The organism is Nostoc sp., from assembly GCF_054880495.1.
On the sequence record NZ_JBTYKD010000243.1, the window covers coordinates 1 to 5,076 of the forward strand.

The following is a 5,076-nucleotide window of genomic DNA, read 5'->3' on the forward strand; positions in this document are numbered from 1 at the left end:
CATTAAAGAGCGCAAATCATCTTAAATTCATTTGACTGGTTCGCGATTATCAATCGCGAACCATATTTCTTTTCCACATCCCGTGAAAAGTCAGAAACTATACAAGTTTCTAAAGAGCAAAGAAAATTGTGCCGTGACACAATTGAGGGGCTGGTTAAAAAACTGTAACTTTTGTATGTAGTGATTAGCATTGCAGATAGCTACAAATATACTCGTATTTGCCCCTTAAAAGCCCGTATGATGGGGTTAAGTCTTTTCAGGTAGGTTGAGTAGCGTCTTCTATATCCAAAATAAAATCAGTCGGGTTGATTGTTTGAAGTTTTAAATATTGACAGCGATTGATTAATATCTTGTCGCAAGTGATAAAATAATCACTTTGAGAAGCTTCGGCAATTTTAAATATAAAAATTATTGTAATTTTCAAATATTCTCGATTTGAAATTTTCGCGGATTTTTCAAAATAAAAATATTATTTTCTTTAACCAAATCACCTGTACAAATTACAGGTAAGCGTTCTTGATAAGCTTTTATTGCCAAAATATAATCATGGTCGATAAATTCGGCTGTGATTTTGCGTAATTTATCAAATACTGGACAAACAATGGTAACATCTCCACTTAATTTATCTTCGTTGGGAGTTGCAAGTTGCGTGATAAAGCCTTGAATTTTTAAATTAGGATAGTCATTAACAAATTTGCTTAAAATTTCGATATTAGAAATATTTTCGGAAGTTGCTAGTGTTTCGATAACTTCACGAACTCTAGGAAGATAATCTCCTAAATCTTTTGTACTGGGTAGCAATATTTCAAATTCTCCTTTTTCTGCTGCTTGCTTGTGCCAGATTGTCGCATTATCAAGAAATGGTCGGTCTTCGTGCCAACCGTGAGATTGCAAATACTCTCTCAGTTGTTGGGGTTCTATATTTTTAATAATTTCCGCATCTTGCATTGTAACTTTCATGGTTGTACTCCTTGAGCGATACCTTGCATAATTGACTGGAGAGCAGCGACTGTAAATTGATTATTTCTTGGCATGGTGACAGTTACAGTCGATGTGTTTTCTGTTTCGGGCATGACGAAGAGCGATAACCAATAGCCACAATACCTCATACAAAGTTCTTGTTCTGATTGTTGCACCCACTCGCCTAAGTTGTCGGGAAGTAAAACTACAATTAAGATTCTAGGAACGGCAAAGTCAACCATTCGTAAATCATTGTAGTTTTTCAGTTTGAGAGGGTAGCGGATAGCGTTATCGTTGAGGATATCCCTTGATGTTGATTTTAGCTGTAATTCCAAGCGAGGCGCACGGATGCGTCCCATAATACCTGTAGCTGCTATTCCCCAGTCTACACTGTCGTCGTCTACGGCTGGTTTGTAGAGAGAATAACCTGCAACACTGGTAATGGCTTGGAGATATGCGTTGCTAAATTGTTCTTTCTGTTGATTGATGTCCACTAATAATTGGGTTTATTTTGGATGCAATTTTGAGTTTACATTGTCTTTGCTGCTATTTTCTCGGCTTCTTTGACGCGGATTTCGCCTGATAAGAGTTTGGGTAGTAGGGTGTCGTGGATACTGAGCAAGAGTTTCATTTTTTTAAATCCTTGCTGTATTGTTACAACGGTTGAGCAGCTTGAGATAAATCGGTTTAAAGGTTGTAATAATCCAATCTACCTTCTATTTCCAACCCAGTTACCATTGTCGTCATAGTATTTGCTACAATCCCATCCGCAAGCTTGCCAAACAGCATCGAATGCCGGACGTAGAATATCTGATGATTTAGCAGAGAAATCTTCTAAGACAATTTCAGGGATTATAAGAATATCTCTATCAATAGGGTTTTCTTGGTCAAGCCACGAACTCTCAACACCCATTGTGTAACCTTTTACCCCTAGTAGACTTAGCATTATAAGAATTGGGGGGTTAAGTTCAAGGTTCTTTTGTAGCTCTAAATATTTCTGTAATGAATCTATTAGTTTCTCTTCGTAGTAAACACTAGGGATGCGCTTTTTATCATCTCTAGGTGTTAATATTCTGGCATCAACAGCTTCAATAGCACCATTACGAAATAGTTGGGTATAAGAGGAAGAAGTTGGAGGTTGAATGCTAGAGTATTTTACAATTCCATCAAAGTTATATCGTTGACTCCAGCCATGAGAAGTAATAGGTTGTAAACTTGAAGGGCTATTTGCAGCTAAATTTACATCAATACTTATACCTGAAGTCAAACAAGCTATTGGTAAAACGTGTAAAACTATTTTGGGGTTAGATTGCAGAGGAACAGGAGTTTCATCAGCAATTATCTTGGCAATACGTTCTGTACGAAATTGCCTTATCCTTTCAGGTAAAGATTCTGAAACAATAAACGCTGAACGAATTTCAGTTACATCAAGGGGATACTTACCTGCACTATTGCGTGAGTAAAAGCGGGAGTTGTTCCTGAACGTCCTTCCATCTTGGCGCGAACGGGGTCAAAGTCCACAAACCAGGATTTGAAGATTGCCCGTGCCATTGCTTCCAGCGTCTGGTTCATCTCCCGGTTCAGTTCGATTTTATCATCGAGTGTGCCGAGGATGTGGGCGATCGCTTTCTGTTCGGGGAGGGGCGGTAATAAAATTGGAAACGTGCGGAGATATGTAAGGTTGGTTTTCGGAACGCCTGTTGCTTCTGAGTCTTGAATAATTTTTTTTCGACTTGCAGCAGATGAAAGGTAATAGTAGACGAAAAGCGGGTCTGCAATGTCCCGGTCTACAGATAATTTCATCTGGTTTGATGAAATGAGAAATTTTTTATATCGATGCGTTCGCGGTATTATTCCTATCTGACCAAGTGTGCCTTTTTTTGTAAAAATTACGTCCTCAAAACTGCATAAACTTCTCTCCAGACGTTTAGCAGTTTCATCAGATACAAAAACAAATTCGTTATCTTTGAAACGGACATCCCCAAGTGACAGGTTTACACCTCTGATAACTGGGATACCTACAGGTACATATTCAGAAGCAGGTAAATTTGAGCCAAACGGGCCATCTACTAAACCACGACCATCTTTCCGGGCAATGACGGATAATGTTGTCATTTGCCACCCGTTGGGAAACAAGCTAAATTCCATATCCCAACCCTTGCAAATTTTCTCTAATTGCAACTTCCAACCTCGCCGACTCCCCAAACTGCTGCTCTAATTTTTTAGTCAAATGCAACATCTTCTCCTCAAACGCCTCATCATCATCCTCAAGTTCCTCTGCCCCCACATATCGCCCAGGCGTGAGAACATAACCATGTGAGACGATTTCTTCTAACTTGGCACTCTTACAAAAACCAGGGATATCCTCATACTTACCCGCTTCCTTTTCACCCCGCCAAGCATGGTAAATTTGGGCAATCCGGGCTATATCTTCAACCGTCAATTCCCGGTGTACACGGTCAAGTAAAACCCCCATCTTCCGCGCATCTATAAATAATGTTTCGCCAGTGCGATCGCGGAACAAGCCATTTTTTTTATTCCGTGCCAAAAACCACAAACAAGCGGGAATTTGGGTATTGTAAAATAACTGCCCCGGCAACGCCACCATACAATCGACTAAATCCGCATCAATAATTGATTGGCGAATATCACCCTCTCCCGACTGGTTAGAACTCATCGAACCATTCGCCAACACAAAACCAGCGATACCATTGGGCGCAAGGTGATGTATTTTGTGCATCACCCAAGCATAGTTAGCATTGCTCATGGGTGGAGTGCCATACTTCCAACGGGTGTCTTCTCGCAACCGATCTCCGCCCCAATCACTCATATTAAAAGGAGGATTCGCTAGGATAAAATCAGCTTTGAGGTCTTTGTGCAAATCGTTGTGGAAAGTATCAGCATTGCGATCGCCCATATTCCCTTCAATCCCGCGCAGTGCTAAATTCATCTTGCACAGCTTCCAAGTTGTGGGATTTGACTCCTGTCCATAAATAGAAATATCGCCAACCTGACCGCCGTGCGCTTCTACAAATTTCTCTGACTGCACAAACATTCCACCCGACCCACAACAAGGGTCATAAATCCGCCCTTTGTAGGGTTCAATCATTTCCACTAACAGCTGCACCACACAACGGGGTGTATAAAATTGTCCGCCTCTTTTACCTTCCGCATTAGCAAACTGCCCCAGAAAGTATTCGTAAACTCCACCCAAAATATCTTTTGAACGGCTTTCTGCATCTCCTAAACCAATTTTGGCAATTAGGTCAATGATTTCTCCCAGCAGTTGTTTATCCAGGGCTGGCTTGTTGTAATCTTTAGGTAACACACCTTTGAGTGATGGATTTTCTTTTTCAATTGCGTCCATCGCCTCATCTAAGAATTTACCGATCGTGGGCTGTTTGGCGTTAGCTTGCAGAAATGACCATCGCGCTTCCTTGGGAACCCAAAAAACATTTTCAGCCGTGTACTCATCGCGGTCTTCTGGATCAACGTGGGGTTGCTCTGAGTATATGTTGTAAAGTTCACTGAAGGCATCGGAAATATATTTGAGGAAAATCAGCCCCAGGACGACGTGCTTATACTCGGCTGCATCCAAATGACCCCGCAGCTTATCCGCAGCAGCCCACAGGGTTTGCTCAAAACTTAATTTCGCTCCGTTGCCATTCTTCGGCTCGGTTTTTTTCTGACCACGCGCCACTAAATATTACTCCTCAAGATAATCTGCGATCGCACTCTATTTCTCCATTGCCCTGTTAAACCGATTCAGCCTAGTGTCTGACACTAATGCTTTGTCAGTATATCTTGTGTTGAAAACTATGAAATCAGAAATCGCTAAAAGAAGAAAGCAAGAAATCGTCTTTTCGTTCTTTCGCTAAATGACGAATCTTGATTAGCCATGATTATCTGTCCAGTATTTAAAAATCCGTTGCAATAGCTCGACTTGGGTACAACCGTAAGTAGCAGCCGCAATCTTAAAATCCTTTTTAAACTCGGCAGGTACTTTAAAATTCAGGTTGGTAATTTCCCCTGGATCGGGCTTCTCCAAGTTATCTTTTGTTTCCTTAATGCTAGGGGGTTCACCTTTGCTTGGTTTGCGAGGTGGTGGAGGTGGTT

At 41.1% G+C, this 5,076-nt stretch carries 6 protein-coding genes; all 6 read right to left on the bottom strand.

Annotated elements, in window-relative coordinates; all coding sequences use genetic code 11:
* Window positions 1-420 precede the first annotated feature (420 nt).
* Window positions 421-960, bottom strand: a complete 540-nt coding sequence (locus ACYTXL_RS22845; RefSeq protein WP_461922278.1) for a hypothetical protein — start codon at window positions 958-960, stop codon at window positions 421-423.
* Entirely contained in the window at window positions 957-1,454 is a 498-nt protein-coding gene (locus ACYTXL_RS22850; protein ID WP_461922277.1) for a DUF4365 domain-containing protein, read from the bottom strand. Before ACYTXL_RS22850 ends, ACYTXL_RS22845 begins: the two co-directional genes overlap by 4 nt.
* A 215-nt stretch (window positions 1,455-1,669) precedes the next feature.
* Complete coding sequence (locus tag ACYTXL_RS22855; RefSeq protein WP_461922276.1) at window positions 1,670-2,227, bottom strand: hypothetical protein; 558 nt, start codon at window positions 2,225-2,227, stop codon at window positions 1,670-1,672.
* A 155-nt stretch (window positions 2,228-2,382) separates the two neighbouring features.
* A complete protein-coding gene (locus tag ACYTXL_RS22860; RefSeq protein ID WP_461926723.1) occupies window positions 2,383-3,075 on the bottom strand; it encodes a restriction endonuclease subunit S in 693 nt (230 codons plus the stop codon).
* A gap of 22 nt (window positions 3,076-3,097) precedes the next feature.
* Window positions 3,098-4,660, bottom strand: coding sequence for a class I SAM-dependent DNA methyltransferase (locus ACYTXL_RS22865; RefSeq protein WP_461922274.1), 1,563 nt, complete (start codon window positions 4,658-4,660; stop codon window positions 3,098-3,100).
* 192 nt (window positions 4,661-4,852) lie between these two features.
* Window positions 4,853-5,076, bottom strand: a 224-nt coding sequence (locus tag ACYTXL_RS22870; protein WP_461926724.1) for a hypothetical protein, incomplete at its 5' end; no start/stop codon positions are given.